The following is a 21,726-nucleotide window of genomic DNA, read 5'->3' on the forward strand; positions in this document are numbered from 1 at the left end:
GAGGTGCTCGTCGTGGCGGGCGTGCTGTTCCTGTGCGCGGTCGCCGACAAGATCCCGTACGTCGACTCGGTGGGGGACTCCGTGCACACGGTGATCCGGCCCGCGGCCGATGCCTGGGCCGGGGCGCTGCTCGCCGGGCAGAGCGGTTCGCTGTCCGATCCGGCGTCGGGCGCGATCGGCGGCTCGACGGCGCCGGCCGGCCATGCGGTCGAGGCCGGGACGCGGATGGCGGTGAACGCCTCGCCGGAGCCCTTCAGCAACGTGATCATCAGCGTGCCCGAGAATCTGGCCGTCGCGGGGCTGGTGAGGGCAGGACCGTACCGACCCCACCGCCGTCCGGCTCCGCGACAGCGCAGGTCCAGGCCCGGCGGCCGGCTGTCGGTGGCGGCCGATAAAGTCGCGGGCATGGCACGGATTGCGGTGATCGGCGCCGGGATGGGCGCCATGGCGGCTGCGGCGCGGCTGGCCGTGGCGGGCCACCGGGTGGCGGTGTACGAGCGTACGGAGACGTACGGCGGGGCGGTGCGGCGGCTGGAGCGGGACGGGTTCGCCTTCGACACCGGTCCCGGCGTGCTGCCGTTGCCCGCGGTCTGGCGGGACCTGTTCCTCAAGACCGGCAAGGAGCCGCTGGAGGCGTGCGTCGAGCTGACCCAGGTCGACCCGTCGGTCCGGCACGTCTTCGCGGACGGCACCGGGGTGTCCCTGCCGAACGCCTCACGCGCTGGCGTGGTCGCCGCCCTGGACGAGGCACTCGGCGCGGGTACGGGCGGCCGCTGGGGCGACTTCCTGGTGCGGGCCCGTGAGGCCTGGGACCGGACGCGCCGGCCGCTCCTGGAGGAGCCCCTGTGGCCCAACTGGCCGGTGCTGGCCGACCGCGAGCCCTACCCGTCCGTCCCGCACAAGCGGCTGCTGCGCACCCGCCGGGCCGGCACGCTCGCCGAGGTCGGCGCCTGGGAGCTGCGCGATCCCCGGCTCGTCGCCCTGCTGGAGAGCCACGCGCTGGCCTACGGCCTCGATCCGCGCCTCGCCCCGGCGAGCGCGGCCGTGCTGCCGTACATGGAGCACGCCTTCGGCGCCTGGTACGTGCGCGGCGGCATCCGGGAGCTGGCACGCGCGGTGTACGAGCGGTGCCTGGCCCGCCGGGTCGAGTTCTTGTTCGGCGCCGAGGTCGCCCGGGTGCTGGAGAAGGACGGCCGGGCGGCGGGCGTGGAACTCGCCGACGGGACGGTGGCGGAGGCCGACTTCGTGGTCCGCGGCGTCGCGCCCGGCGCGCTGCCGGACGTGCCGCCACGGGCCGGCGGCGACATCCAGCCGCAGCACGGGCTGCCCAGCCGCCTCACGGTGCTGCTGGCGCTGCGCGGGCCCCGACCGGAGGGCACTGCGCATCGGACGGTGGTGCACAGCGCGGACCGGGACGGCGAGTTGGCGTCCCTCTTCGGCACCGCGAGCGGTGCGGCGACGGCACCGCACCCGACCGTGACGGTCCTGCGCCCCGACGACCCGGCACTGATTCCGGACGCCGGCCACGAGGCGGTCACCCTGACGGCCACCGTGCCGGCCTCGACCTCGTCGGAGGCCTCGGCCCGCCGCGCCGAGGCGATGATCACCGCCGCCGAGCGCGCCGTGCCGGACCTGCGCGCCCGCCTCCTGTGGCGAGAGCTGCGCACCCCGGCCGACATCGCCGAGGCGACCGGGGCGGAGGGCGGGGCGGTTCCCGCCCCGGCGCTCGCGGCGGCCGGTGGCAGGCTGCTGCACCCGGCCAACACCACCGCTCTCACCGGTCTGTTCACGGTCGGCGGCTGGTCACACCCGGGCGGCGGCCTGCCGCACGCCGGGATGTCGGGCGCGCTGGTCGCGGGGCTGATCGTGGAGGGCCCGGACTTCCGGGGCTCTCAGTGAGAGCGGACACCGCGGAGTACGGCCGCTCGGTGGGAGCGGCCGCTCAGAACCGGTACTGCTCGTCGTACCCGTTCCCCTGCTGCGCCTGACCGTCCCCCTGGTAGGGGTACGGCTGCTCCTGCGGCAGCTCGCCGCCGTACGGGTCGTCGGTGCTGCGCTGCTGCGGCACCCACACGCCGCCGGCCGGGGTCTCGCCGCCGTAGCCGCCGGTGGCGTACTGGTCCTGACCGTAGGCCTGCTGGCCGTACTGCTGCTCGTAGCCGGTGTCGTACGACCCGCCGCTGTAGGTCTGGGTGCCGATGTACGGGTCGGAGTAGGCGGCGTACTGCTGCTGACCGGTGGTGTCGTAGCCGTACTGCTGCTGGCCGTAGCCGGAGTAGCCGTCGTAGGCGTAGGCCTGGTCGGCGGACTGGGCGGCCGCGGCGTACTGGTCGTGGGTCTGGCCCTGGGCGGCGTAGGAGCCGGTGTCGCCGTACACGCCGTACGACCCGGTGTCGTCGGGCATCGGCTGCGGCTCGTACACGGCGGTCGTCTCGGCGGCCGAGTGCGCGCCGGAGCGGGCGGGCGTGAACACGTCGTCGCGGTCGTGCTCGTCCTGCCCGTAGGCGCCGCCGCCCTGCTCGTAGGTGCCGTCGCCGTGCTCGGCCGCTTCGAGGTCGGAGACCTCGAGCGTCGGGTCCTGGTGGTCCGGCTCACCGCGGCGGCGCTTGCTGCCGCCCAGGCCCGGACGGCCGGTGACCGCCCAGCCGGCGGCGAAGCCGCGGCGGAACGACAGCGTGACGTAGGTCTGCCCGACCGCGAAGGCCGCAGCGCCCAGCCCGATCACGACGACCGACGGGATCAGTACACCGACGACGACACCGAGGAAGCCGGCGAACGCCAGCAACCGCCAGCGGAGCCGCGCCTTGTACTGCAGCAGGACCTCACCGAGCAACCACAGCGCGACGATGCCGAACGCGATGTAGAGGACCGTCCAGCCCATGTACGCCCCTCTCCCAGTGGCCGCTACGCAGTGTGTCGTATGAGCGTGCGACCGGTCTAGGCCCGCGGTGGGTGGTGCAGGCCCAGGTTCTCGTAGATTTCCAGGGTCGCCGTGGAGTTGTTGAGCGTGATGAAGTGCAGACCCGGCACTCCCTCGGCCAGCAGCCGTGCGCAGAACTCCGTGGCGAACTCGATCCCCATGGAGCGTACAGCGGACGGATTGTCTTTCGCTGTGAGGATCCGCTCTTTCAAGGTGGACGGAATGTGAGCATTGCTGAGCTGCGGCAGCCGCTCCAGCATCCGGACGCTGGTCACGGGCATGACCTCGGGGATGACCGGCGTCCCGCAGCCCGCGGCGGCGACTCGGTCACGCAGTCGAAGATAGGACTCCGGCTGGAAGAACATCTGTGTGATCGCGTAGTCCGCGCCGGCCCGGCACTTGTCGACGAAGCGCTCGACGTCCGTGTCCCAGTCGGCGGACCGCGGGTGCATCTCCGGGAAGGCCGCGACGCCCACGCAGAAGTCGCCCGACTCCTTGATGAGGCGGACGAGTTCGGCGGCGTAGGTCAGCCCCTTGGGGTGCGGCACCCACTCACCCATGGGGTCGCCGGGCGGGTCGCCGCGCAGGGCGAGCATGTTGCGGATGCCCGCGTCGGCGAACTGGCCGATCACGTTGCGCAGCTCACCGATCGAGTGGTCCACGGCGGTGAGGTGGGCGACCGGGGTGAGCGTGGTGTCGACGACGATTTGCTGCGTCTCCTTGACCGTGCTCGCACGGGTGGAGCCGCCGGCACCGTAGGTCACGGAGACGAAGTCGGGGGCGACCGCCTCGACCCTGCGCAGGGCGTTCCACAGGCTGCGCTCACCCTTGGCGGTCTTCGGCGCGTAGAACTCGAACGAGTACGTCGTCTTGCCGGTGGCGAGCATGTCGCGCACGGTCCGGGCGCGATCAGTCCTGGTGGATGCGGTTCCGAGGGCCATACCGGCAGGTTAGCCAGGGGCTGCCGGTCCCCCAACCGGACGCAGGAAATTTGCCCGGATTGTCCGCCTGTTGTCCACCCCTTGGACACCCCGGCCTCATGGTGCCGCACCGAGACGAACGACCGGCGTCACCCCCGCGGACGCGAGGCCTCACGCCCGCCGATGTCCCGCGGTACGCCCGCCGGCGCCCCGCCGCAGACCCGCCGGGCGCCGCCTCAAGCCGCCCGCAGCCGCTTCGCGAACTCCGCCGCCGCCGCGCCCGGATCGGCCGCCTCCGTGATCGCCCGGACCACGACGACCCGGCGCGCGCCCGCGTCCAGGACCTGGTCGAGGTTGCCGAGGTCGATGCCGCCGATCGCGAACCACGGGCGGTCGGTGCCCAGCGCGGCGGTGTGCCGGACCAGGTCGAGGCCGGGGGCGTGCCGGCCGGGCTTGGTGGGGGTCGGCCAGCAGGGGCCGGTGCAGAAGTAGTCGACGCCCTCCTGGACGGCCGCTGCCTCGGCCTCGGACTCCGCGTGCGTGGAGCGGCCTATGAGGATGTCGTCGCCGAGGATCGCCCGGGCCGCCGGGACCGGGAGGTCGCCCTGGCCGAGGTGGAGCACGCCTGCTCCGGCGGCGTGGGCGACGTCCGCGCGGTCGTTGACGGCGAGGAGCTTGCCGTGCCGGGCGCAGGCGTCGGCGAACACCCTGAGGTGCTCCAGTTCCTCGGCGGCCTCCATGCCCTTGTCCCGCAGTTGCACGATGTCGACCCCGCCGGCCAGGACCGCGTCCAGGAAGTCGGGCAGGTCGCCGTGGCGTACACGGGCGTCCGTGCACAGGTAGACACGGGCGTCGGCGAGCCGGGCGCGAGCGGTGGCGGCGGTGTCGGGCATGCGCGGGTCCCCCCGTGGGTCGGTGGCTCTGGGTGTGCGGTCGGTGGCCGGCGTACGGGCCGGGCGGGGCGCGGTCGGCCGGGGGCCGTGGCCCGGGGACCACGGCCCGTACGCCGGTCGGCTGCTCGGGTCGGGCCGGTGTCAGACGGCGAGGGCCTGGGCCCGCCGCTTCACCTCCGTGCCGCGATTCTCGCTCAGCGCCTGCGCGGGCGTGCCGGGCAGGCTGGGGTCGGGGGTGAAGAGCCATTCCAGCATCTCTTCGTCCGTGAAGCCGTCGTCCCGCAGGAGCGTCAGGGTCCCAGACAGGCCCTTGACGACCTTGTCGCCGTCGATGAAGGCGGCGGGGACGTGCAGCGCGCGGTTCTCACCGCGGCGTACGGCGATGAGCTGGCCCTCCTTGACCAGCTGCCGCACGCGCGTCACCTCGACGCCGAGCATTTCGGCGATGTCGGGGAGCGTGAGCCAGGCGGGGACGAGAGCATCGATCTTTGCGTCAATCTCGGTCACGGGAACAAGCCTGCCATCCCCCACCGACAGTCGGAAGTCAGGCCCGCCCGACCACCCCGCTCACCTGCGAAAACGCATTACGCCATGGCTGCCTTCAGAGGGCGCGCGGGGTCGCCGAGCAGCACCGGGTCCAGCACCGTCCCGGCCTCGATCAGCCGCCGTCCCTGCGCCATGTCCCGGGGGCGCCCCACGGCCAGCAGGGCCACCAGCCGGCCCTCGCGCAGCCAGCACACCGACCAGGCGGGCCCGGCCGGGTCGCCGCGCCGGACGGTGGCGTCGGCGGACGTGTGGTGCCCGGCGTACTGGACGAACCGGCCGAACTGCTCGGACCAGAAGTACGGCACCGGGTCGTAGACCGCCGGCGTCTCGTCGACGATGTTCGCCGCGACCGTGCGGGGGCCCTGCAGGGCGTTGTCCCAGTGGTGGACCATCAGCCGTTCGCCGTACCGTCCCGAGGGGAAGGACGCGCAGTCGCCGACCGCGTAGACGTCCGGCGCCGAGGTGCGCAGGTGGTCGTCGGCGACGACCTCGCCGTGCGCGCCGAGCCGGATGCCGGAGCCGGTGAGCCAGCGTGTGGCGGGCCGGGCGCCGATGCCGACCACGACGGCGTCGGCGGGCACCCGCGAGCCGTCGTCCAGGACGACGGCGCCGGGCTCGACGCGCTCCACGCGCGCGTGAGTGCGCAGTACGGCCCCGCTGTCGGCGTACCACCCGGCCATCGGCGCGGCCACCTCGGCGGGCAGCGCCCCGGCGAGGGGCCGGTCCGCAGCCTCCACCACGGTCACGGCGCAGCCCGCCTCGCGGGCGGCCGTGGCGAACTCCGCGCCGATCCAGCCGGCGCCGACGACCACGATGTCGTGCTGCCGGGCGAGCACCGGCCGCAGCCGCTCGGCGTCGTCCAGGGTGCGCAGCAGATGCACCCCGGGGACGCCTTCCGCGCCGGGCAGGGTGACGGGCTCGGCGCCGGTGGCGAGCACCAGCACGTCGTACGGCACCGGGCCGGCCTCGGTGTCCAGCTCGTGGTCGCCGACGCGGACGCCGGTCACCTCGCGCCCGAGGTGGAGGTCGATGCCGAGCGCCTCGAAGTCGACGTCGAAGGCGGAGTCCTCGGCCTTGCCGAGCAGGACGGCCTTGGACAGCGGCGGACGATCGTAGGGCTGGTGGGGTTCGGCGCCGATCAGCGTCACGGTGCCGGTGAAGCCCTGCTCCCGCAGGGCGACGGCGGTCTGCACCCCGGCCATGCCCGCGCCCACGACGACCACGCGCCGCGCCTGTGCCCTCGTCTGCTCGCTCACCTGATCACCTTAGACAACTGACGGACTGTCAGTCAGGGGGCGGAGTCCGTGACCTGGTCCACACCACGGCCGACCTGCTCCACCACACTGGTGCCGCCGCCCGCCTGCGACTCCCACTCCCAGCGCTCCTCCAGCCGCACCCGCCCGTCCGGCAGTTCCACGACCGTGGACGCACAGTGGCCCGAGGACGTCGTCCCGTCCTGCTTGAGCTGCACGTAGCGGAAGTCCAGCCGGTCGCCCTCCCGGGTGCCCACCAGGTACCCGCGCGCGACGTCCCCACCCGCGTACTCGGCCCAGATCTCGCCGTCCTTCTCGTGGTACGTGAAGCGGGTGCGGGTCCCGACCTGTCCCGGCGCCTGGTCGGCGACGGGCGCGAGGACGAGGCCGTCCAATGAGCGGGGCATGACAGCGGGCTCCCTTACAGAGGCACGGCGGCAAGAGCTAGGGTGGCCACCGTAAAGCACTCGCGGGAGCCCGGACGCACCGGGCTGAGAGGGAGGCTGGCGGCCTCCGACCGTACGAACCTGATCCGGGTCATGCCGGCGAAGGGAGGGGCTGGACGCCCGTGTCGTCTTCCGCACGTACGTCAGACGTCCTCGTCATCGGGGGCGGAATCATCGGACTGGTCACGGCCTGGCGGGCCGCGCAGCGCGGACTCGCCACCGCCGTCGTGGACCCCGAACCCGGGGGCGGGGCCGCCCAGGTGGCGGCCGGCATGCTGGCCGCCGTCACGGAGCTGCACTACGGCGAGGAGACCCTGCTGGGTCTGAATCTCGCCTCGGCCCGCCGCTATCCGGACTTCGCGGCCGAGCTCACCGACCTCACCGGCCACGACCTCGGCTACCGGCGGTGCGGCACGCTCGCCGTCGCGCTGGACGCCGACGACCGCGCCCACCTGCGCGAACTGCACGCCCTGCAACGGCGGTCGGGACTCGAGTCCGAGTGGCTGTCGGGCCGGGACTGCCGCCGCCTGGAGCCGATGCTGGCGCCGGGCGTGCGTGGCGGGCTGCGGGTCGACGGCGACCACCAGATCGACCCGCGGCGGCTCGCGGCCGCGCTCGTCGCCGCCTGCGAGCGGACGGGCGTGGTCTTCCACCGGGAGTGGGCCGAGCGCCTGCTGGTCGACCGGGAGCGGGCGACGGGGGTCGTCACGCGCGCGGGCGCCGAGCTGGCCGTCGGGCAGGTGGTGCTGGCCGCCGGGAGTCTCAGCGGGCGACTCGCGGGCGTCCCGGAGGCCGTGCTGCCGCCCGTGCGGCCCGTGAAGGGACAGGTGCTGCGGCTGACCGTGCCGCCGCCCCTGGCGCCGTTCCTGAGCCGCACGGTCCGCGCGGTGGTGCGCGGCAGCCACGTCTACCTGGTGCCGCGCGAGAGCGGGGAGCTGGTCGTCGGCGCCACCAGCGAGGAACTGGGGTGGGACACCACGGTCACCGCCGGGGGCGTGTACGAGCTGCTGCGCGACGCGCACGAGCTGGTCCCCGGCCTGACCGAGCTGCCCCTGACGGAGACCCGGGCGGGCCTGCGTCCCGGCTCGCCCGACAACGCGCCGTTGCTCGGCCCGACCGGACTGGAAGGCCTGCTGCTGGCCACCGGCCACTACCGCAACGGAGTCCTGCTCACCCCGGTCACCGGCGACGTCATGGCCCACGTCCTGACCACCGGTGAACTCCCCGACGAGGCCCGCCCCTTCACGCCGAAGCGCTTCAGCGCCGCACTCACGGAGCAGCCCGCATGATCATCTCCGTCAACGGTGAGCCCCGCCGGATCGCCGACGGCACGGCTCTCGACGCCCTCGTCCGCACCCTCACCCCGGCGTCCTCCGGAGTCGCCGCCGCCCTCAACGAAACCGTCGTCCCGCGCGCGCAGTGGCCCAGGACGCCCCTGTCCGAGGGCGACCGCGTCGAAGTCCTCACCGCCGTCCAAGGAGGCTGACCCATGGCCGACGATCCCTTCGTCCTCGGGGGTACGAGCTTCACCTCCCGGCTGATCATGGGCACCGGTGGCGCGCCCAGCCTCGACGTGCTGGAGCGGGCGCTCGTCGCGTCGGGAACCGAGCTGACGACGGTCGCGATGCGGCGTGTGAACCCCGACGTGCACGGCTCGGTGCTGTCGGTGCTGGACAGACTGGGCATCCGGGTGCTGCCCAACACGGCCGGCTGCTTCACGGCCGGTGAGGCGGTGCTGACCGCCCGCCTCGCGCGAGAGGCACTCGGCACCGACCTGATCAAGCTGGAGGTCATCGCCGACGAACGCACCTTGCTGCCCGACCCGATCGAGCTGCTCGAGGCGGCGGAGACGCTGGTGGACGACGGATTCACCGTGCTGCCGTACACCAATGACGACCCCGTGCTGGCGCGCAGGCTCCAGGACGTGGGCTGCGCCGCGATCATGCCGCTCGGGTCGCCGATCGGTTCCGGGCTCGGCATCCGCAATCCGCACAACTTCCAGCTGATCGTCGAGCACGCGCGTGTGCCGGTGATCCTGGACGCGGGAGCCGGTACGGCGTCGGACGCGGCGTTCGCGATGGAGCTCGGGTGCGCGGGTGTGATGCTCGCCTCGGCCGTGACCCGGGCGCAGGAGCCGGTGCTGATGGCCGCCGCCATGCGCAACGCGGTGGAGGCGGGACGGCTGGCGCGACGGGCCGGGCGCATCCCGCGGCGGCACTTCGCGGAGGCGTCGTCGCCGGTGGAGGGGATGGCCGCGCTGGACCCGGAGCGGCCCGCCTTCCACCAGTGACCCGACCGCCGGCCTTTCCCGGTGACCCGGCTGTCCGCCTTCCAGTGACCGGCGCGGGGCCGTGCGGGCGGTGCGTCCGCACGCACGGCCCCGTGGCACAGCCGGGTGGGAGCGGTCCGGTGGCACAGCCGGGTAAGACTCGTCACAGGTCGGCTGCAGTCCCGCCCCGATGCCGCCGGAACCGGCCAGGAGTGTCGGCGACGGCTCGTAGACTCACCTGCGTGGACACGACCCTTCAGGACCCTCTGATCGGGCAGTTGCTCGACGGCCGTTACCGCGTCGACGCGCGGATCGCGGTCGGCGGGATGGCCACGGTCTACCGGGCCGTGGACACCCGCCTCGACCGCGTGCTCGCGCTCAAGGTGATGCATCCGACCCTGGCCGCCGACGCCTCCTTCGTGGAGCGCTTCATCCGCGAGGCCAAGTCGGTGGCCCGGCTCGCCCACCCCAACGTCGTTCAGGTGTTCGACCAGGGAGCGGACGGGTCGTACGTCTACCTGGCCATGGAGTACGTCGCCGGCTGCACCCTGCGGGACGTGCTGCGCGAGCGTGGGGCGCTCCAGCCGCGGGCCGCGCTGGACATCCTGGAGCCGGTGCTGGCCGCGCTGGGCGGCGCCCACCGCGCCGGGTTCGTGCACCGGGACATGAAGCCGGAGAACGTCCTCATAGGGGACGACGGCCGGGTCAAGGTCGCCGACTTCGGGCTGGTCCGGGCCGTGGACACGGTCACCCACACCACCGGTTCCGTCCTCGGCACCGTCTCCTACCTCGCGCCGGAGCAGATAGAACACGGCAGCGCCGACCCCCGCGTCGACGTGTACGCGTGCGGTGTCGTGCTGTACGAGATGCTGACCGGCGCCAAACCGCACACCGGGGACTCGCCCGCCCAGGTGCTCTACCGACACGTCCACGAGGACGTGCCGCCGCCCTCGGCAGCCGTGCCCGGCCTGCCGTACGAGCTGGACGACGTGGTCGCCGCGGCCACGGCCCGCACCCCGGACCTCCGCCCGTACGACGCCGTGGCCCTGCTCGCGCGGGTCCGAAAGGCGCGCGCCGCGCTCGGCGCGGACCAGCTCGACGCCCTGCCCCCGCAGGCGATCACGGCCGAGCACGACAAAGCCGACGACCGTACGAGCGTCATCCCGCGCGCGCTGACCGCACTGCGGCAGCTGCCCGTCGACGGGGACGCCGACGAGTCCCGGTACGACCGGACGAGCCGGCTTCAGTCGCCGCCCCCGGACACCCCGCACCGCCGCTCCCGGCCCCCGCGCACCGTCGTCACGATCGTCGCCGCCGTGCTGCTGGCACTGGGCCTCGGCGTGGGCGTCTGGTACATCAACTCGGGCCAGTTCACCGAGGTCCCGCCGCTGCTGGCCAAGACCGAGGCGCAGGCCGAGGAGCGGCTCGCGGACGCCGGTCTGGAGGTCGGGCAGGTCAAGCACGCCCACAGCGACACGGTGAAGCGCGGCACGATCATCAGCACCGACCCGGCGCCGGGCGCCCGGATCCGGCACAACGACTCCGTGTCGCTCACCGTCTCCGACGGCCCCGAGACGGTGGAGGTGCCGGACCTCGCGGGTTACCGGCTGGACAAGGCGCGCGAGGTGCTCAAGGACAGCGGGCTGGAGCCGGGCATGGTGACCCGGCAGTTCAGCGAGGACATCACCCGGGGCTCGGTGATCGGCACGGACCCGGCGACGGGCACCACCACGCGCGCGGGCGCGGCGATCGCGCTCACCGTCAGCAAGGGCGCCCCGGTGGACGTCCCGGACGTCACGGGGCGCGACGCGGACGAGGCCAGGGAGCGGCTCCAGGACGCCGGCCTGAAGGTGCGGATCGCCTCGCAGCGGATCAACTCGGAGCACGAGGCGGGCGAGGTCGCCCGGCAGAAACCGGGCCCCGAAGCCCAGGCCGCCGAGGGCGACACGGTGACGCTGACGCTGTCCAAGGGACCGGAGATGATCGAGGTGCCGGACGTCGTCGGGGACAGCGTGGACGAGGCCAGGCAGAAACTGGAGGACGCCGGTTTCGCGGTCGAGGAGGACCGCGGACTGCTCGGCCTGTTCGGCGACACCGTGCGGAACCAGTCCGTGGAGGCCGGGGAGACGGCCCCCAAGGGTTCGACGATCACCCTGGAGATCCGCTGACCGGCCGCACCGGCGCGCATGACACCCTGAACGGGTGAAGAGTCAGCACCCCGGTCCCTCCCGCAACCCCGTCGGCGGTCATGTCCCCGTCGCCGGCGGCCTGCACTCCGTGGGCCTCGGCTACGCCCGCGACCTCAAGGCCGAGACCGTGCAGGTCTTTGTCGCCAACCCGCGTGGCTGGGCCACGCCGGCCGGTGACCCGCGGCAGGACGAGGCGTTCCGCGCGGCGTGCGCGGAGCAGTCGATCCCGGCCTACGTGCACGCCCCGTACCTGATCAACTTCGGCTCGCACACGGAGGCCACCGTCGAGCGGTCGGTGGAGTCGCTGCGGCACTCGGTGCGGCGCGGGCGCGCCATCGGCGCGCTCGGCGTGGTCGTGCACACCGGCAGCGCGACCGGCGGCCGGGACCGGTCGGTGGCGCTCAAGCAGGTACGGGAGTCCTTGCTGCCGTTGCTCGACGAACTCACCGACGACGACCCGTACGTCCTGCTGGAGTCGACGGCGGGCCAGGGCGCCTCGCTCTGCTCACGCACCTGGGACTTCGGGCCGTACTTCGAGGCCCTGGACGCCCATCCGAAGCTGGGCGTCTGTCTCGACACCTGCCACGTCTTCGCCGCCGGGCACGACCTGACCGGGCCGAACGGCATGCACCAGACGCTGGACCTGCTGGTCGACACGGTCGGCGAGGGCCGGCTGAGGCTGATCCACGCCAACGACTCCAAGGACGTGGTCGGCGCCCACAAGGACCGGCACGAGAACATCGGCGCAGGCCACATCGGCGAGGACCCGTTCCGCGCCCTGATGACCCACCCCGCCACCGAGGGCGTACCGCTGATCATCGAGACCCCCGGCGGCAAGGAGGGCCATGCGGCGGACGTGGAGCGACTGAAGGCACTCCGGGACCGCTGAGGCGAGCCGACCGGAACGAACCGGGGGTAGAGACCTGCAGCGTCAGAGCTCGGGGCCCTCCCCGGGCGCCTCCTGGTACGAGTAGCGCTGTTCCTTCCACGGGTCGCCGATGTTGTGGTAGCCGCGCTCCTCCCAGAAGCCCCGGCGGTCGGCGGTCATGTACTCCACACCGCGCACCCACTTCGGGCCCTTCCAGGCGTACAGGTGCGGGACGATCAGACGGAGCGGGAAGCCGTGCTCGGCGGTGAGCAGTTCGCCGTCCTTGTGGGTGGCGAAGATCGTGCGGTCGGAGGCGAAGTCCGCCAGCCGGAGGTTGGAGCTGAAGCCGTACTCGGCCCACACCATCACATGGGTGACGTTCGGGTCGGGCGGCGCGAGGTCCAGGATGGTCCGGGCCGGGATGCCGCCCCACTCCGCGCCGAGCATGCTGAACTTCGTCACGCAGTGCAGATCGGCCATCACGGTGGTGTACGGCAGGGCCGTGAACTCCTCGTGGGTCCAGCAGTGCTTCTCCCCGTCGGCGGTGGCACCGAAGACCCTGAACTCCCAGCGCTCGGGTCGGAACTTGGGTACCGGTCCGTAGTGCGTGACCGGCCATCCGCGCTGCACTCGCTGCCCCGGCGGAAGCTCGAACGATGCCGCTGCTCCAGATTCGCGCTCCACCGGGTGACCCATGACTCCATCCTGACAGACGGTGGACGGTGCACCGGACCAGCCTCGTACGGAATCGGGCAAGTAACGCCAAGCATGCCCTTACTTACTAAGTAGGCACTTACTGGACCATCTTCGGCACCCGGTGCAATCATGCGGCGGCAACCTCATGTTTCGACCTCCCGACGTGGAAGGAGCCCACTCATGCAGGGCGACCCCGAGGTGCTCGAACTGCTCAACGAGCAACTGACCGCCGAGCTCACCGCGATCAACCAGTACTTCCTGCACAGCAAGCTGCAGGACCACAAGGGGTGGACGAAACTCGCCAAGTACACCCGGGACGAGTCGTTCGACGAGATGCGGCACGCAGAGGTGCTCACGGAGCGCATCCTGCTGCTGGACGGTCTGCCCAACTACCAGCGTCTGTTCCACGTCAGCGTGGGCCAGACCGTGACCGAGATGTTCCAGGCGGACCGGCAGATCGAGGTGGAGGCCATCGACCGGTTGCGGCGCGGCGTGGAGATCATGCGCGCCAAGGCCGACATCACATCCGCGAACATCTTCGAGGCGATCCTCGCCGACGAGGAGCACCACATCGACTACCTGGACACACAGCTCGAACTGATCGAGAAGCTGGGCGAGTCGCTGTACCTGTCGACGGTGATCGAGCAGAGCCAGCCGGACTCGAAGGAATCGGGCAAGTACGGCGGCTGAGCCGGTCAGGCGGCTTCGGCGGTGACCTGCGCGGCGGGCGACCGCGCGACGTCGGCCAGGGGTGAACCGCCCTGATCGGCCAGCTCCCGGCGGGGGCAGGCGCCGCGGCCGAGGAGCGCCTGGATGCGGCGCACACAGCTGCCGCAGTCCGTGCCCGCCTTGCAGGCCGAGGCTATCTGGCGAGGGGTGCAGGCGCCGTTCTCCGCGTGCTGCTTGACCTGCTGCTCGGTGATGCCGAAGCAACTGCAGACGTACACGCGGTCACCTCCCGCCGGGTCGATTGATGGTGCCGTCCCCGTTGATCGGTGAGGCAAACCTAACCTTACCCGGCGCACCCGTGGCACAAAAGTGGAAGGGCGCGGATCAGAGATGTGATCCGCGCCCCAATCTTTGCTTCGGTAACAGGTGAAACGGCTACTGGTCCCTGTACATCTCCGCGACCAGGAACGCCAGGTCCAGCGACTGGCTGCGGTTCAACCGCGGGTCGCAGGCCGTCTCGTAGCGCTGGTGCAGGTCGTCGACGAAGATCTCGTCGCCGCCGCCCACGCACTCGGTGACGTCGTCGCCGGTCAGCTCCACGTGGATGCCGCCCGGGTGCGTGCCGAGGGCCTTGTGCACCTCGAAGAAGCCCTTGACCTCGTCGAGCACGTCGTCGAAGCGGCGGGTCTTGTGGCCGGAGGCCGCCTCGAAGGTGTTGCCGTGCATCGGGTCGGTCACCCAGGCCACCGCGGCGCCGGAGGCGGTGACCTTCTCGACCAGGTCGGGAAGCCGGTCGCGGATCTTGTCCGCGCCCATCCGGACGACGAAGGTCAGCCGGCCGGGCTCACGCTCGGGGTCGAGGCGCTCGATGTACTGCAGCGCCTCCTCGGGCGTGGTCGTCGGGCCGAGCTTGATGCCGATCGGGTTGCGGATCCGCGAGGCGAACTCGATGTGCGCGTGGTCCATCTGCCGGGTGCGCTCACCGATCCACACCATGTGCGCGGAGACGTCGTACAGCCGGCCGGTCCGCGAGTCGACGCGGGTGAGCGCGGACTCGTAGTCGAGCAGCAGCGCCTCGTGCGAGGAGTAGAACTCGACGGTCTTGAACTCCTCCGGGTCGGCCCCGCAGGCGTGCATGAAGTTCAGCGCGTTGTCGATCTCGCGGGCGAGCTGCTCGTAGCGCTGGCCGGACGGCGACGACCTCACGAAGTCCTGGTTCCAGGCGTGCACCTGGCGCAGGTCGGCGTAACCGCCGGTGGTGAAGGCACGCACCAGGTTCAGCGTGGAGGCGGACGCGTGGTACATCCGCTTCAGCCGCTCCGGGTCCGGGATGCGGGAGGCCTCGGTGAAGTCGAAGCCGTTGACCGAGTCGCCGCGGTAGACCGGCAGGGTCACGCCGTCGCGGGTCTCGGTGGGCTTGGAGCGCGGCTTGGAGTACTGGCCGGCGATCCGGCCCACCTTCACCACGGGCACGGACGCCGCGTACGTCAGCACGGCGCCCATCTGGAGCAGGGTCTTGAGCTTGTTGCGGATCTGGTCCGCGGACACCGCGTCGAACGCCTCGGCGCAGTCGCCGCCCTGGAGGAGGAACGCCTCTCCCTTGGCGACGGCCGCCATCCGGGCGCGCAGCTGGTCGCACTCGCCCGCGAAGACGAGCGGCGGATACGACTCGAGGTCCGCGATCACTGCGCGCAGAGCCTCGGGGTCGGGGTACTCGGGCTGCTGCGCCGCGGGCAGGTCTCGCCAGGTGTTGCCAGTGTGGGAGCTGGTCTCAGCGTTCACGGTCACAAGCTCCACATTACGGCGTGAAGTCCGGCCTTCCCGCCCGTGCCCAGGAAGTGAGACGCCCGTTACGCTCCGCGGACATGGGGTAAGGTGCCCAGCATGTTCGCGCACTCGATCCAGAACTGGTGGTGGACCGCTTCTCCGGCGGCCCGCTGACTGCGCGTACGAAAAACTTCGCGAAGGCCGCCCGAGGGGCGGCCTTCGGCGTTTCCGGAGCCGTTCCTCGAACCGATCACGACGACGGAAGAGGAACCATGGACCTGGCACAGCTCGCGCACGACGACCGACCCTTCGCCCTGCTCCGCCGCCGCACCCCCGGCCACGACCAGAACACCGTGGAGGTGCTGCTCGGCCCGGTGACGGCCCACGACCGACTCGCCGACCTCCCCGACGAGGGCCTCGCGCTCGTCCCGCACCGCCAGATCCGCGAGCGCGGCTTCGACGTCCACGACGACGGCACCCCGCTGCTGGCGCTGACCCCCGAGGAGTCGTACGCCGTCCCGCTCGCCGAGGCGCTGCGGCGGCTCCCGGCGCACGAGGTGCGCGTCGAGGGCGGCGGCTTCGACGTCGGCGACGAGGAGTACGCCGGGATCGTGGGTCGCGTGCTGCGGGAGGAGATCGGCCGGGGCGAGGGCGCCAACTTCGTCGTCCGGCGGACGTTCGAGGGCGGGATCCCCGGGTTCGGGCGGGCCGACGCGCTGGCGCTGTTCCGGCGGCTGCTCGTCGGGGAGCGCGGCGCGTACTGGACGTTCGTGGTGCACACCGGTGAGCGGACGCTGGTCGGCGCCAGCCCGGAGGTGCACGTGCGGATGTCCGGCGGCACGGTCGTGATGAACCCGATCAGCGGGACGTACCGCTATCCCGCCGAGGGGCCCACCCCGGAGCACCTGCTCGGCTTCCTCGCCGACGGCAAGGAGATCGAGGAGCTGTCGATGGTCGTCGACGAGGAGCTCAAGATGATGTGCGCGGTGGGCGACATGGGCGGGGTGGTCGTCGGGCCGCGGCTGAAGGAGATGGCGCACCTGGCGCACACCGAGTACGAGCTGCGCGGCCGGTCCTCGCTGGATGTGCGCGAGGTGCTGAAGGAGACCATGTTCGCGGCGACCGTCACCGGCTCGCCGGTGCAGAACGCCTGCCGGGTCATCGAGCGGTACGAGGCCGGCGGGCGCGGCTACTACGGCGGGGCCCTCGCCCTGCTCGGCCGGGACTCCGGCGGGGCGCAGACCCTGGACTCCCCCATCCTCATCCGCACCGCCGACATCGACGCCGCCGGGCGGCTGCGGGTGCCGGTGGGCGCGACGCTCGTGCGCGGCTCGGACCCGGCGGGCGAGGTCGCGGAGACGCACGCGAAGGCGGCGGGCGTGCTGGCGGCGCTGGGGGTGGGCGAGCAGCGGCCGCGCGAGGAGGCCGTACGGCCGGGGCTGGCCGACGACCCGCGGGTGCGGGCCGCGCTGGACGGGCGCCGGGCGTCGCTGGCGCCCTTCTGGCTGCGGATGCAGGAGCGGACCCAGGGCCTCAGCGGGCACGCCCTGGTGGTCGACGGCGAGGACACCTTCACGGTGATGCTGGCGCACGTGCTGCGCTCCTCGGGCCTCACCGTCACCGTCCGCCGCTACGACGAACCCGGCCTGCGGCAGGCCGTGCGCGCGCACGAGGGGCCGCTCGTCGTCGGGCCCGGCCCCGGCGACCCGTCCGACCCGGGCGATCCGAAGATGCGTCTGCTGCGGGAGCTGACCGCCGAGGCGATCCGGGGGCACCGGCACGGGGTGCTCGGCGTCTGCCTGGGGCACGAGCTGATCGCGGCGGAGCTGGGGCTGGACATCGTGCGCAAGGAGGTGCCGTACCAGGGGGCGCAGACGACGATCGACCTGTTCGGGCGGGCGGAGACCGTCGGCTTCTACAACAGCTTCGTGGCGCGCTGCGACGACGAGACGGCGGCCGAGCTCGCCGCGCACGGGATCGAGGTCAGCCGGAGCGCCGGCGCCGAGGTGCACGCCCTGCGCGGACCGGGGTTCGCCGGCGTCCAGTTCCACCCGGAGTCGGTGCTGACGCTGAACGGGGCCGGTGTCGTGCGGGAGCTGGTCGGTCAGCTGCGCGGTACCAGCACGTTCTCCGAGCGGCGGCCGGCGGTGTAGTCGAGGACGTTGCGCACCGTGGTGTCGACGATCTGGCCGACCGCGTCCTCGGTGTAGTACGCCTGGTGGGACGTGACCAGGACGTTGGGGAAGGTGACGAGGCGGGCCAGGGTGTCGTCCTCGACGGGCTCGAGGGACCTGTCGAGGAAGAACAGCCCGGCCTCCGCCTCGTACACGTCGAGGCCGACGCCCGTGAAGCGGCCCGCGCGCAGCTCGTGGACGAGGGCGGCGGTGTCGACGAGGCCCCCGCGGCTGGAGTTGATCAGGATCGCGTCGTCCCGCATCGTCTTCAGGGCGTCCGCGTCGATCAGGTGCCGGGTCTCCGGCATCAGCGGCACGTGCAGGGTGACCAGGTCGGACTCGGCGAGCAGCTGCTCCTTGGTCACGTAGGCCATGCCGAGCTGCATGCACGCGGGGTTCTCGGCGATGTCCCAGCCGAGCAGCCGCATGCCGAAGCCGTGCGCGATCCGGGCGAACGCCTCGCCGATCTTGCCGGTGCCGAGGACGCCTGCGGTGCGGCCGTGCATGTCGCGGCCCATCAGGCCGTCGAGGCGGAAGTCGAAGTCACGGGTGCGGTTGGAGGCGCGCACGATACGGCGGTTGACGGCCATGGCGAGGGCCCAGGCGAACTCGGCGACCGCGTACGGCGAGTAGTACGACACCCGGGCGACCGTGATGCCGAGCCGTTCGGCGACGTCGAGGTCGATGTTGTTGAAGCCGGTCGAGCGCTGGGCGATCATCCGGGTCCCGCCGGACGCGAGGGTGGACAGGACCGGAGCGCCGAGGTCGGCGTTGACGCTGGTGGAGACGATCTCGTGGCCGGCGGCGATGGGGGCGGTGTCCTCGGTGAGGAAGACGCCCAGGCAGCGGATGGCGTGGTGGCCCTGGAAGGCCCGCTCGATCAGGGGCTTCTCGTCGGCCTGCACACCGAAGGCCAGGATCTCCACAGTGTCTCCTGTTCGCAGGGGTACGGGCCGTATGCGCCGAATATACGGCCCGTACCCGTGGGACGCCGGTTCAGCCGAAGAAGACCTCGACCTCCTCGTACAGCGCGGGGTCGACCGTCTTCAGGCGGGCCGTGGCCTCGGCGATCGGGACGCGGACGATGTGGGTGCCGCGCAGGGCGACCATCGTGCCGAAATCGCCGTCGCGGACGCAGTCGACGGCGTGCAGGCCGAAGCGGGTGGCGAGCCAGCGGTCGAAGGCGCTGGGCGTGCCGCCGCGCTGGACGTGCCCGAGGACGGTGGTGCGGGCCTCCTTGCCGGTCCGCCTCTCGATCTCCTTGGCCAGCCATTCGCCGACCCCGGACAGCCGAACGTGCCCGTAGGAGTCGAGGGTCTCGTCCTTGAGGACCATGTCGCCGTCCTTCGGCACGGCCCCCTCCGCGACGACGACGATCGGCGCGTACGACGCCTTGAACCGGGACGTCACCCAGGCGCACACCTGGTCGACGTCGAAGCGCTGCTCGGGGATGAGGATGACGTTGGCGCCGCCGGCCAGGCCGGAGTGGAGGGCGATCCAGCCGGTGTGACGGCCCATCACCTCGACGACCAGCACCCGCATGTGGGACTCGGCGGTGGTGTGCAGACGGTCGATCGCCTCGGTCGCGATGCCGACGGCGGTGTCGAAGCCGAAGGTGTAGTCGGTGGCCGACAGGTCGTTGTCTATGGTCTTCGGGACGCCGACGCAGGGCACGCCGTAGTCGTCGGACAGGCGTGCCGCGACGCCCAGGGTGTCCTCGCCGCCGATCACGACGAGCGCCTCGACCTCCTGCTTGGCGAGGTTCTCCTTGATCCGGGTGATGCCGCCCTCGTGCTGGAACGGGTTGGTGCGCGAGGAGCCCAGGATGGTGCCGCCGCGGGGCAGGATGCCGCGCACGGCCGGGATGTCCAGGCGCGTGACGTCACCGTCGAGCGGACCGCGCCAGCCGTCCCGGAAGCCGACGAAGTCGTAGCCGTACTCCTGCACGCCCTTGCGGACGATGCCCCGGATGACGGCGTTGAGCCCGGGGCAGTCGCCGCCTCCGGTCAGTACTCCGACCCGCATGGAAATGTCCCTTCGCCGCGGTTGCCGTGTGCCGTACGAGCACGCTAATGGTGACTCAGGTCACTGCGGCATGGCCCGTAAGGGCAATTCCGGTGAGTCGCAGAGCGGTTGGTCCGGGCCACGCCTACTCCTCGTCGAGGCCGCGCTCGATCGCGTACCGCACCAGTTCCACCCGGTTGTGCAACTGGAGCTTGCCGAGGGTGTTCTGCACGTGGTTCTGCACCGTGCGGTGGGAGATGACCAGCCGTTCGGCGATCTGCTTGTAGCTCAGGCCCTTGGCGACCAGCCGCAGCACCTCGGTCTCGCGGTCGGTCAGCCGGGGCGCCTTGGGCTCGTCCGCGTCGGCCGCGGCGCCGGGCGCGGGGTCGGAGGCGAGGCGCCGGTACTCGCCGAGCACCAGCCCGGCCAGGCCCGGGGTGAAGACCGGGTCGCCGACGGCCGTACGGCGCACGGCGTCCAGCAGTTCCCCGGTGGACGCCGACTTGAGCAGATAGCCGGTCGCGCCCGACTTCACGGCCTCCAGCACGTCGGCGTGCTCCCCGCTGGCCGACAGCACCAGGACGCGCAGCGCCGGATTGTGGGCGACCAGTTCCTTGCAGACCTGGACGCCGGGCTTGGCGGGCAGGTTGAGGTCCAGGACGAGGACGTCGGGCGCGGCCGCCTTGGCACGGCGTACCGCCTGGTCGCCGTCGCCCGCGGTGGCGACCACCTCGAAACCGGACTCGGCCAGGTCGCGGGCGACCGCGTCACGCCACATGGGGTGGTCGTCGACCACCATCACCCTGATCGGACCCTGCTGTTCGCTCATCACTGCCCCCGTGTCCTCTGCTTCGGTACCTTCAGCTCGACTTCCGTGCCCTGTCCGGGCGTCGACACCAGCTCGGCCGTGCCGCCCAGGTCGCGCAGCCGCCCCCGGATCGACAGCGCCACGCCCAGCCGTCCCTCGCCCTCGGCCTGCGCGAGGCGGCCCTCGGGGATGCCGGGGCCGTCGTCGCGGACGGTCACGATCACCGCGTCGGGTTCGTCTTCGACGAGGATCCAGGCCCGTGCGTTCTCCCCGGCGTGCCTGCGGACGTTGTCCAGGGCCGCCGACACGGCGGCGGCCAGCTCCCGCGCGGCGGGCGACGGCAGCAGCACCGGCGCGCCGGGCTCGGCGAGGCTGACCCGGGCGCCGGCGTGCGGCGCGAGCAGCGCCCGCAGGTCGAGCGGGCCGCTGTCGTCGTCCGGCTCCTCGACGGCCCGTACGACCGCCCCCTCGGCGGCGTCCTCCGACACCCGGGAGACGGGCACCAGCCCGCCGGACACCAGCGTGCGCAGGGCCACCTCCTGCTCACCGGCGAGGCGCCCCAGCTCGGCCGCCTCCCCGCCGATGACCGCGCCGCGCCGCTGCACCATCGCCAGCACCTGGAGCACGCTGTCGTGGATGTCCCGGGCGAGCCGCTCCCGCTCCCTGGTGGCGGCCTCGATCTCCAACGCCCGGGCGAGGGTGCGCTCGGAGGCGCGGGCGACCTCGACGACGTAGCCGATGGCGATGGCGGCGACCCAGACCAGGAGCACGTTGTGCACGGTGTCGCGGGTCGGGCCGCCGCGCTCCACCAGGTTGGCCGCGGCGACCAGGCTGGAGGCGACGGCGGCCCAGCGCCAGCCGCCCTTGATCGCGAATGCCAGCACGGAGCCGGCGGTCCATATCGTCGGCAGGGTCGGGCGGCCGTCGGCGATCCGCTCCGGGGTGTCGGCGACCAGGGTGAGCAGGATGCCCGCGAGGGCGACCGTGATGTCGGCGGCGAGGAACCGCTTGGTGCACTGGGCGGCGTTCGCGACCAGGGGCAGGGTGGCCAGGGTCCACACGCACAGAACGGCGAAGTAGGCGACGGCGACCCAGGGGCGGGCGAACTCCTCGTACGAGGTGGCGAACACGGCGATCGCGTAGACCATGGTCAGTACGCGGTAGCCGGCGAGCGCACGCCACAGCGGCTGCTCGACCGACATCCTCATGACGCGCAGGTTCCTGGGCTCTTTGGCCTCCGGGACGCTCCGGCCGGTGGCGGGAGCCCGACCGTGCCCGGCCTTCCGGGTCTTCGCTCGTGCGGT

22 protein-coding genes, 1 pseudogene and 1 riboswitch are annotated in these 21,726 nt (G+C 72.4%); of the genes and pseudogenes, 10 read left to right on the plus strand and 13 right to left on the minus strand.

Features of this window, described 5'->3' with window-relative positions; all coding sequences use genetic code 11:
- Window positions 1–21: 21 nt before the first annotated feature.
- Window positions 22–246: pseudogene (locus IPT68_RS34960) on the plus strand (DUF4126 domain-containing protein); the annotation flags it as partial.
- Window positions 247–405: 159 nt separating this feature from the next.
- On the plus strand, window positions 406–1,899 hold the full coding sequence (locus IPT68_RS09865; protein WP_228040519.1) for a phytoene desaturase family protein: 1,494 nt from the start codon (window positions 406–408) through the stop codon (window positions 1,897–1,899).
- A gap of 43 nt (window positions 1,900–1,942) precedes the next feature.
- Here the strand turns inward: IPT68_RS09865 and IPT68_RS09870 are convergent, their stop codons facing one another.
- The 6 genes from IPT68_RS09870 to IPT68_RS09895 all read right to left on the minus strand — a co-directional run bounded on the left by IPT68_RS09870 (window position 1,943) and on the right by IPT68_RS09895 (window position 6,939).
- Window positions 1,943–2,881 carry an SCO2102 family sporulation regulator gene (locus IPT68_RS09870; protein WP_189697029.1) on the minus strand — a complete coding sequence of 313 codons (939 nt, stop codon included), beginning with the start codon at window positions 2,879–2,881 and terminating at the stop codon, window positions 1,943–1,945.
- A 56-nt stretch (window positions 2,882–2,937) separates the two neighbouring features.
- Window positions 2,938–3,861 (minus strand): methylenetetrahydrofolate reductase [NAD(P)H], encoded by a 924-nt coding sequence (metF, locus tag IPT68_RS09875; RefSeq protein WP_189697028.1) that lies wholly within the window; start codon window positions 3,859–3,861, stop codon window positions 2,938–2,940.
- 215 nt (window positions 3,862–4,076) lie between these two features.
- The gene (gene thiE / locus IPT68_RS09880; protein ID WP_189697027.1) at window positions 4,077–4,733 is read right to left on the minus strand and encodes a thiamine phosphate synthase; all 657 of its coding nucleotides are present in this window, start codon (window positions 4,731–4,733) and stop codon (window positions 4,077–4,079) included.
- Between the two features lie 141 nt (window positions 4,734–4,874).
- Window positions 4,875–5,240: an Rv2175c family DNA-binding protein gene (locus IPT68_RS09885; protein ID WP_004001914.1), complete on the minus strand. Its 366-nt coding sequence runs from the start codon at window positions 5,238–5,240 to the stop codon at window positions 4,875–4,877.
- A 77-nt stretch (window positions 5,241–5,317) separates the two neighbouring features.
- On the minus strand, window positions 5,318–6,535 hold the full coding sequence (locus IPT68_RS09890; RefSeq protein WP_189697026.1) for an NAD(P)/FAD-dependent oxidoreductase: 1,218 nt from the start codon (window positions 6,533–6,535) through the stop codon (window positions 5,318–5,320).
- 32 nt (window positions 6,536–6,567) lie between these two features.
- A complete protein-coding gene (locus tag IPT68_RS09895; protein ID WP_189697025.1) occupies window positions 6,568–6,939 on the minus strand; it encodes a hypothetical protein in 372 nt (123 codons plus the stop codon).
- 52 nt (window positions 6,940–6,991) lie between these two features.
- A riboswitch (TPP riboswitch) is annotated at window positions 6,992–7,103 on the plus strand.
- On the opposite strand from IPT68_RS09895, the gene thiO reads away from it, so the two are divergent.
- The 5 genes from thiO (at window position 7,101) to IPT68_RS09920 (ending at window position 12,325) form a co-directional block, all read left to right on the plus strand.
- Window positions 7,101–8,267, plus strand: a complete 1,167-nt coding sequence (thiO, locus tag IPT68_RS09900; protein WP_189697024.1) for a glycine oxidase ThiO — start codon at window positions 7,101–7,103, stop codon at window positions 8,265–8,267. (Overlaps the previous riboswitch by 3 nt.)
- Window positions 8,264–8,464 carry a sulfur carrier protein ThiS gene (gene thiS, locus IPT68_RS09905; RefSeq protein WP_189697023.1) on the plus strand — a complete coding sequence of 67 codons (201 nt, stop codon included), beginning with the start codon at window positions 8,264–8,266 and terminating at the stop codon, window positions 8,462–8,464. Before thiO ends, thiS begins: the two co-directional genes overlap by 4 nt.
- 3 nt (window positions 8,465–8,467) lie before the next feature.
- Window positions 8,468–9,268: a thiazole synthase gene (locus IPT68_RS09910; RefSeq protein ID WP_189697022.1), complete on the plus strand. Its 801-nt coding sequence runs from the start codon at window positions 8,468–8,470 to the stop codon at window positions 9,266–9,268.
- 221 nt (window positions 9,269–9,489) lie between these two features.
- On the plus strand, window positions 9,490–11,415 hold the full coding sequence (pknB, locus tag IPT68_RS09915) for a Stk1 family PASTA domain-containing Ser/Thr kinase (protein ID WP_189697021.1): 1,926 nt from the start codon (window positions 9,490–9,492) through the stop codon (window positions 11,413–11,415).
- A gap of 34 nt (window positions 11,416–11,449) precedes the next feature.
- Window positions 11,450–12,325, plus strand: a complete 876-nt coding sequence (locus IPT68_RS09920) for a deoxyribonuclease IV (protein WP_189697020.1) — start codon at window positions 11,450–11,452, stop codon at window positions 12,323–12,325.
- 42 nt (window positions 12,326–12,367) lie between these two features.
- Here the strand turns inward: IPT68_RS09920 and IPT68_RS09925 are convergent, their stop codons facing one another.
- A complete protein-coding gene (locus IPT68_RS09925) occupies window positions 12,368–13,000 on the minus strand; it encodes a sulfite oxidase-like oxidoreductase (protein ID WP_189697019.1) in 633 nt (210 codons plus the stop codon).
- 180 nt (window positions 13,001–13,180) lie between these two features.
- Between IPT68_RS09925 and bfr the strand changes: the two genes are divergently transcribed.
- Complete coding sequence (bfr, locus tag IPT68_RS09930) at window positions 13,181–13,690, plus strand: bacterioferritin (protein ID WP_189697018.1); 510 nt, start codon at window positions 13,181–13,183, stop codon at window positions 13,688–13,690.
- A gap of 5 nt (window positions 13,691–13,695) precedes the next feature.
- Here bfr and IPT68_RS09935 read toward each other — a convergent pair whose 3' ends face one another.
- Together IPT68_RS09935 and IPT68_RS09940 are read right to left on the minus strand one after the other, a co-directional pair.
- Entirely contained in the window at window positions 13,696–13,947 is a 252-nt protein-coding gene (locus tag IPT68_RS09935) for a (2Fe-2S)-binding protein (RefSeq protein ID WP_189697017.1), read from the minus strand.
- A 157-nt stretch (window positions 13,948–14,104) separates the two neighbouring features.
- Window positions 14,105–15,457, minus strand: a complete 1,353-nt coding sequence (locus tag IPT68_RS09940) for a class II 3-deoxy-7-phosphoheptulonate synthase (protein ID WP_189697016.1) — start codon at window positions 15,455–15,457, stop codon at window positions 14,105–14,107.
- A 96-nt stretch (window positions 15,458–15,553) separates the two neighbouring features.
- Here IPT68_RS09940 and IPT68_RS34965 point away from each other — a divergent pair, with 96 nt between their 5' ends.
- A complete protein-coding gene (locus IPT68_RS34965) occupies window positions 15,554–15,610 on the plus strand; it encodes a trp operon leader peptide (protein ID WP_189697087.1) in 57 nt (18 codons plus the stop codon).
- 98 nt (window positions 15,611–15,708) lie between these two features.
- Entirely contained in the window at window positions 15,709–17,589 is a 1,881-nt protein-coding gene (locus IPT68_RS09950; RefSeq protein ID WP_189697015.1) for an anthranilate synthase family protein, read from the plus strand.
- Here IPT68_RS09950 and IPT68_RS09955 read toward each other — a convergent pair.
- The 4 genes from IPT68_RS09955 to macS form a co-directional block, all read right to left on the minus strand.
- Window positions 17,541–18,536 carry a 2-hydroxyacid dehydrogenase gene (locus tag IPT68_RS09955; RefSeq protein ID WP_189697014.1) on the minus strand — a complete coding sequence of 332 codons (996 nt, stop codon included), beginning with the start codon at window positions 18,534–18,536 and terminating at the stop codon, window positions 17,541–17,543. The two genes, IPT68_RS09950 and IPT68_RS09955, sit on opposite strands and share 49 nt — an antisense overlap.
- 70 nt (window positions 18,537–18,606) lie before the next feature.
- Entirely contained in the window at window positions 18,607–19,635 is a 1,029-nt protein-coding gene (locus tag IPT68_RS09960; protein ID WP_189697013.1) for a 6-phosphofructokinase, read from the minus strand.
- Between the two features lie 124 nt (window positions 19,636–19,759).
- Window positions 19,760–20,443, minus strand: a complete 684-nt coding sequence (locus IPT68_RS09965; protein ID WP_189697012.1) for a response regulator — start codon at window positions 20,441–20,443, stop codon at window positions 19,760–19,762.
- A complete protein-coding gene (macS, locus tag IPT68_RS09970; protein WP_373300512.1) occupies window positions 20,443–21,630 on the minus strand; it encodes a MacS family sensor histidine kinase in 1,188 nt (395 codons plus the stop codon). The genes IPT68_RS09965 and macS overlap by 1 nt, the downstream gene beginning before the upstream one ends.
- Between the last annotated feature and the right edge of the window lie 96 nt (window positions 21,631–21,726).

Source organism: Streptomyces chromofuscus, from assembly GCF_015160875.1.
Taxonomy (GTDB): Bacteria; Actinomycetota; Actinomycetes; order Streptomycetales; family Streptomycetaceae; genus Streptomyces; species Streptomyces chromofuscus.

Coding starts and splice junctions, on each gene's coding strand:
- IPT68_RS09865 (WP_228040519.1), top strand. CDS start 406: ATGGCACGGATTGCGGTGATCGGCGCCGGGATGGGCGCCATGGCGGCT.
- IPT68_RS09910 (WP_189697022.1), top strand. CDS start 8,468: ATGGCCGACGATCCCTTCGTCCTCGGGGGTACGAGCTTCACCTCCCGG.
- thiS (WP_189697023.1), top strand. CDS start 8,264: ATGATCATCTCCGTCAACGGTGAGCCCCGCCGGATCGCCGACGGCACG.
- IPT68_RS09965 (WP_189697012.1), bottom strand. CDS start 20,443: ATGAGCGAACAGCAGGGTCCGATCAGGGTGATGGTGGTCGACGACCAC.
- IPT68_RS09950 (WP_189697015.1), top strand. CDS start 15,709: ATGGACCTGGCACAGCTCGCGCACGACGACCGACCCTTCGCCCTGCTC.
- IPT68_RS09870 (WP_189697029.1), bottom strand. CDS start 2,881: ATGGGCTGGACGGTCCTCTACATCGCGTTCGGCATCGTCGCGCTGTGG.
- IPT68_RS09895 (WP_189697025.1), bottom strand. CDS start 6,939: ATGCCCCGCTCATTGGACGGCCTCGTCCTCGCGCCCGTCGCCGACCAG.
- macS (WP_373300512.1), bottom strand. CDS start 21,630: ATGAGGATGTCGGTCGAGCAGCCGCTGTGGCGTGCGCTCGCCGGCTAC.
- metF (WP_189697028.1), bottom strand. CDS start 3,861: ATGGCCCTCGGAACCGCATCCACCAGGACTGATCGCGCCCGGACCGTG.
- thiE (WP_189697027.1), bottom strand. CDS start 4,733: ATGCCCGACACCGCCGCCACCGCTCGCGCCCGGCTCGCCGACGCCCGT.
- IPT68_RS09960 (WP_189697013.1), bottom strand. CDS start 19,635: ATGCGGGTCGGAGTACTGACCGGAGGCGGCGACTGCCCCGGGCTCAAC.
- bfr (WP_189697018.1), top strand. CDS start 13,181: ATGCAGGGCGACCCCGAGGTGCTCGAACTGCTCAACGAGCAACTGACC.
- IPT68_RS09925 (WP_189697019.1), bottom strand. CDS start 13,000: ATGGGTCACCCGGTGGAGCGCGAATCTGGAGCAGCGGCATCGTTCGAG.